This is a genomic window from Ohtaekwangia sp., assembly GCF_036568665.1.
Lineage (GTDB): Bacteria > Bacteroidota > Bacteroidia > Cytophagales > Cyclobacteriaceae > Ohtaekwangia.
In genome coordinates this window covers 1-5,413 of record NZ_DATCSD010000030.1, presented here as the reverse complement: position 1 = coordinate 5,413, position 5,413 = coordinate 1, and the positions used below count along the sequence as shown (strand labels likewise).

At 41.4% G+C, this 5,413-nt stretch carries 4 protein-coding genes; all 4 read right to left on the bottom strand.

Annotation, left to right across the window (positions count from 1 at the left end; translation table 11 throughout):
• Positions 1-138 (bottom strand): 6-carboxytetrahydropterin synthase (locus VIN08_RS01660; protein WP_331959242.1); only part of this gene is annotated, 138 nt, incomplete at its 3' end.
• A 151-nt stretch (positions 139-289) separates the two neighbouring features.
• The gene (locus tag VIN08_RS01655; RefSeq protein ID WP_331959239.1) at positions 290-1,249 is read right to left on the bottom strand and encodes a DUF1735 domain-containing protein; all 960 of its coding nucleotides are present in this window, start codon (positions 1,247-1,249) and stop codon (positions 290-292) included.
• 11 nt (positions 1,250-1,260) lie between these two features.
• Positions 1,261-2,715 carry a SusD/RagB family nutrient-binding outer membrane lipoprotein gene (locus VIN08_RS01650; protein ID WP_331959236.1) on the bottom strand — a complete coding sequence of 485 codons (1,455 nt, stop codon included), beginning with the start codon at positions 2,713-2,715 and terminating at the stop codon, positions 1,261-1,263.
• Between the two features lie 21 nt (positions 2,716-2,736).
• On the bottom strand, positions 2,737-5,413 hold a 2,677-nt coding region (locus tag VIN08_RS01645; protein ID WP_331959233.1), incomplete at its 5' end, for a hypothetical protein.

The following is a 5,413-nucleotide window of genomic DNA, read 5'->3' as shown; positions in this document are numbered from 1 at the left end:
GATCAGATCAAAATTATGTCCGTGCCAATTCTCATTAGCACAAGGGCCGAAAACTTCGGCATTCTTTTCCTTCGTCCACTGAGGATTATAAAGCTTATGTGCCGCGTTGAAATGTTCTTTGCGGGATATGTAGATCATTTTAAAATTTAGTGTTGGTTATGAAATAACACCGCAAATATACAAAGTGCTGAATGAATGCATTTTTTCTTAATTATTCTGGCATTATCCAAACAAAAAGAGGTAAGCTCGGATGTGAGCTTACCTCTTTCGCATTTTATTCGGCCTTCGCTTATCTAGGTTCTTTAAACTTTAACTGCGTCCACAAGTTTCTTTTGTTAACGGCCCCCCAGGTGAATGCCAATCTGAAGGTTTTAGTGGCAGGGTCATAGTCATTAAATTCGCCTGGAATGTTATGTAGCGTTGCATTCGATGTACTTGACATAGTTACCAAATGCTTTCCGTCAGCTTGTGCTACCGGATCCACAGTGATTGTGGTACCATCTATACCACCTACACCGCCACTATTATCTGCCCAGATAGGTTTGAACAACAGTGAGTATTTACCGGTTGTAACCAGTGGCGCATCATCAAGACTTTCGAAATCTCCTTGCAACGGATCGTTGGTATTGGGTGTACCTGCTGTAAATCTTTCGATTTTTCCAGGGCCGTATAAATAAAGCCCATCATAATCATTTTTAGGAATTACAGCAGCAATACCAAAATTATGGTTTCCGCTTATGGAATATCCGGATTCCTGCACACTTTCTATCTTATACGCGAAAGCGTATTGATCATCACCAAAATAATCGTTTGTAACGGTCTTGATCTTCAAATAACCAACACTTGAACCTTTGGGGATAGTAGCCACACCATCATCTAACAATGTAAAGGCAGGTGTACCCTCTCCTCCCGGCATTATATAAGCTGTTTTGTGTGCAGTGTTATAGCTTTCCAGGCTATCAAGGGCAGGTACAAATTTCACATGTATATCCTGTGATGCAGTACCTTTTGCAGTAAGCACAACCGGAATAAGCTGAATTTCTGATTCAGTGGTTGATGCATCTACAGAGTATGCTATAAACTCAGAGCTACTTGTGGCGGTAACAGCCGTACTTATCATGTTCTGATCGTGGCCTTGGTTGTCAACAGATTGAATCTTGCCATTCTCAAAATCCTCATCCTTGCAACCAGCAACCCCCAATAACAGAAGCACCCCTGCGAAGAAATAATTTATACTTATTTTTTTCATACGTAGTCAGATTAATTGACGTCCCAAAATATTTTCGAAGTAAACTGATTGATATCTCCCTGAGCATTCGCGTTTGCTGCGTTGGTTGTATACTCATTTTGAGGATATAGCAATCTGATCGGAATAGTCTGTGATACAGTACTAGGATTTACAGTAATGTATCCTTCTGGGATGATATCAAAACCTAATCTTCGCAAGTCACTCCAAGCTTCCAGCGGAGCGATACCTGCCATAGAAATATACTTCTGAAAGATCAAATCCTTGATATCGCCAGTGTAAGGGAAATCTCCCAGATAAGTACTTGCGGCTGATGCGGCATTCGGCACATTCAGGAATATAAATGATTCTGTTACTGCCTTGTCATAAGCTGCTGCCGGATCGGTGTCATTATCAACATACCAACCTCTTGCCACCGCTTCAGCTTTCAGAAACAGACTTTCAACCGATGTGAATATCCATTGATTTTGATCAGCGCTAGTAGCCAAGCCAGGACCAACTCCAGAAGCAGTTGACGGGTTGCCTGATGCTAGACCATATACTGTACCAACAACGCTGTTTCCAACCATTGTAAAGTATCTGGTTAATCTTGGATCTTCATTGGTACCCAATATGTCAACAAAGTATTCATTTGCTCTTACAGAAGGCGCAGCATCTGCTCCGTTTACAGTTAAGCCATAGTTTGCATAGAATGGAGATTGCTTGTTAGTTGCATTTGTATAGCCAGGGTTAACAGATACTGTTTCACCAGAACCAAGAACGCCTCCGTTAGCTTTGATCTTTGCTATCTCTGCACTGGGATCAAAACCACTAATTTCTGATTGACGAATCAACAATCTTAATTTCAGCGTGTTTGCAAACTTGATCCACTTTGCCTTATCGCCTTTGTTTACGATATCTACCGTTGCAAAAGAAGATAATGCGTCCTTGCCCATATAGCTAATAGCAAGATCAAGCTTTTGTTGCAGGTCGTTATAAATATCTTGGCCTTTATCATAAGCAGGTTGTGGATACTCAGCAAACTTGAATGCCTGCGAATACGGTATATTACCATAGATATCCACGAGGTCCTGCCACAATCTGGCAGCAAGAATCATAGAAGCGCCTGCTAAAACCTGGTCACCACTTGCTTCAGATTTAGCTCTTGCCTGTTCAAGATCAAACAATGTATTGTAGTGGTTCTGCCAAAGTGCGTTTCCGAAACTAGGTGTAATATTATAGGTAGTTTCCGTTGCATCAATTGCAAAGGTTCCTGAACCTGACCAGTAACCTAACCAGTTATTCAAAAACGTGAAGTTACCACTGGCAATTCTCTGGCCTGTTTCATGTGCAGCAGCGGGAAAGATGAGTTCCCCTGTAACCGTAGTCTCCGTTACTCTGTTCGGATCGTCATTTACGTCCAGATCACAAGCCGTTAGCAGTGATGCCAGCGTAAACACAGTTAAGAATATCTTATATGTGTATTTCATTGTCAATTTTTTTATTGTCTCTTAAAGTGTAAGATTCAAGCTCGCTCCATACATTCTTGAAGCGGGAGTTTGGAATGCACTTCCTAAACCGTAGGTATTTCCGGCAGAGCTATAGTTGAATTCAGGATCGCCCCACTGGTTAGATTTAGGAACAAGCAACAAAAGATTTCTTCCAATTAAGCTCAAAGACGCTTTCTTGATATACTTGGTTGATGCCATCCACTTTTGAGGCAAGTTGTAAGTAATGTTCACTTCCCTTAAACGGAACGCTGCAGCACTTGCATAGTAGTTTGTTGCAATAGCGGTGTTCGTAGTTGATCCAGTCCAGAAACCGTAGTTACCGTCTTGTACTTGAATATTGGTATTGTTCACATATTTGCCATCATCCCCCTTATAAACCGAGTTAGGCATTACGAAACGTTGACGGCCGTAGGAAGCTGATCTTTCAGATATACCTGAGAAGTCCATATCAGATCCAAGACCTGAGTAAAACTGATGTCCGCCTTTGTAATCCCAAGTCATTGATACAGACAGACCACCGATAGTATAAGTAGGTGTGAAACCAACTACCCAAAGCGGCAAGCTTCTTCCGGTTACAACCAGATCTGTGCTTTGTGAAGGGTTACCGGTAACTCTGTCAACAATAACTTTTCCTGTTTCAGGATCTCTTACATAGTCGCTCAATTGGAACTGGAATGCAGGGCCCCCTACTACAGCAATATTATTCGCTGTTGGTGATGATCTTGATATCTGGATGTAGTTAGAAGTACCACCGATAACTACAGGGCTTCCATCTGGCGTAGAGGTTACTTTATTTGTGTTATAGGTAGCGTTGATCTTAAAGCTTAAACCACCTTTACCAATTTTATAAGGAGCAATACCGAAGTCTATTTCAACACCTTTGTTGTTAAATGATGCAGCGTTTGCTAAACCAACTGTATAACCAGTACTTGAAGGCAATGATGTTTGCAGGATCTGGTCATCGCACTGCTGATTGAAGTACGTAGCCTCCAAATCGAATTTGCCGTTGAGCAATCCAATTTCCAAACCAACTTCCTTACTTGTAACTGTTTCAGGTTTCAGATTAGGAGAAGGTATAGTTGCACCTGCCGTAAAACCTACAACACTGCCAAAAGGGAAACCAGCTGGCTGAGAGTAAGTAGCTTGCAGTGAGTAAGGGTTTACGTTTACGTTCGCACTTTCTGAATATGCACCTCTTACTTTCAAGTATGACACCGGAGATTCTTTAAGTGATGGTATTGCATCTGACAGTACAAATGATAAGTTAGCACTTGGATAGAAGAATGATCTGTTGGCTTTGCTCAAACGGCTGTCCCAGTCGTTTCTCCCTGTAAGTTCCAGGAATGCCCACTCTTTAAATCCAAAGCCCACTGTACCATAAGCGGAGACACGCTTTGTTAACAGGCTATAGTTATAGTTAGTACCGTTGTTATACGGTATCAGGAAACCGAAGCCATATCCGGGCACGTTAGCGTCACCGCTGCGTACTGAAACGTTGTTCAGTCCAGGAACCACCAGGTTGTTACCACCTACCGCTACATCTTTTTCATTGATTTGTCTGTAGTTACCCCCCACGAGGTATGTTACTGAAAGGCTGTTTGTAATATTTGTCTTACCATTCAGGAAGTAATCAATGTTCAACAGTGAAGCGTGAGCGTTATCATTAAATAAAGCTCCTTTTGCTCTGAAGTAGGTAGTGCTGTTTCTGTTTTTCACTGCCCAATCTCCTGGATCCAATGGATTCTGGATGTTGTCAGTTCTCATATCATTTACAGATGCATTGAATCTTGCAGTTGCTTTTAACCAAGGAGCTATTTCATAACCCAATGTAGCGTTACCTATCAAGTTGTTAGACTTACTCTTTGAACGCATGTTGTTAATGATCCAATAAGGGCTGATAGCAAACTCGTTGTAGTAGTTACCGTATTTTGCCCACTTATAATTCTGATCCTTGTAATCCAGCAACGGCACGTTATCTGGTGTTTGCATTACAGCAAACATGATACTACCTGAGTAAGAACCCTGAAAAAGATTTTGTAATTGATTTTCATTAACAACATCTGAGTTCTGCAGCGTATAACCTAAACCATAGCTTACAGAAAATTTGTTAATCTTTTTATCGCCATTGAAACGGATCGTTGTTCTTCTGTTTTTATCCTGAGGCATTAAACCTTTGATGTTAGCATCTTGTATTGACAAGAAATAATCACTACCCGTCAAAGAGATGTTGTTCTGGAATATAGAACCTGTATTCCAGAAATTCTTTTTATCATTCTTATGAAGGTTGCTGTATGGGCCACTTTGAATATCACCATCTTCAACATGTACACCAATGTCCTTGATGCTTCCATCGTAACGGGGACCGTATAACTGATTCTCATAGGGAACATATCCATAGTTTCCGTATTGATCGATCTCTTCACCTGCACCTGCACCAAACTCGTGTTGCAGTTTAGGAAAGTATGCAACACGTGAAAGTTGGTAAGAAGATGTTACGGACACGGTAGGAGCCTGATTAGGACGACCTCTTTTAGTTGTTACTACCAACACACCGTTTACAGCATCAGGACCGTACAATGCAGCAGAAGCACCACTTTTCAATACAGTCATGTCTGCGATATCTTCAGGGGAGATAGAGTAAAGCAAACTTAGTGGAACTTGTGCTCCATCTACAACA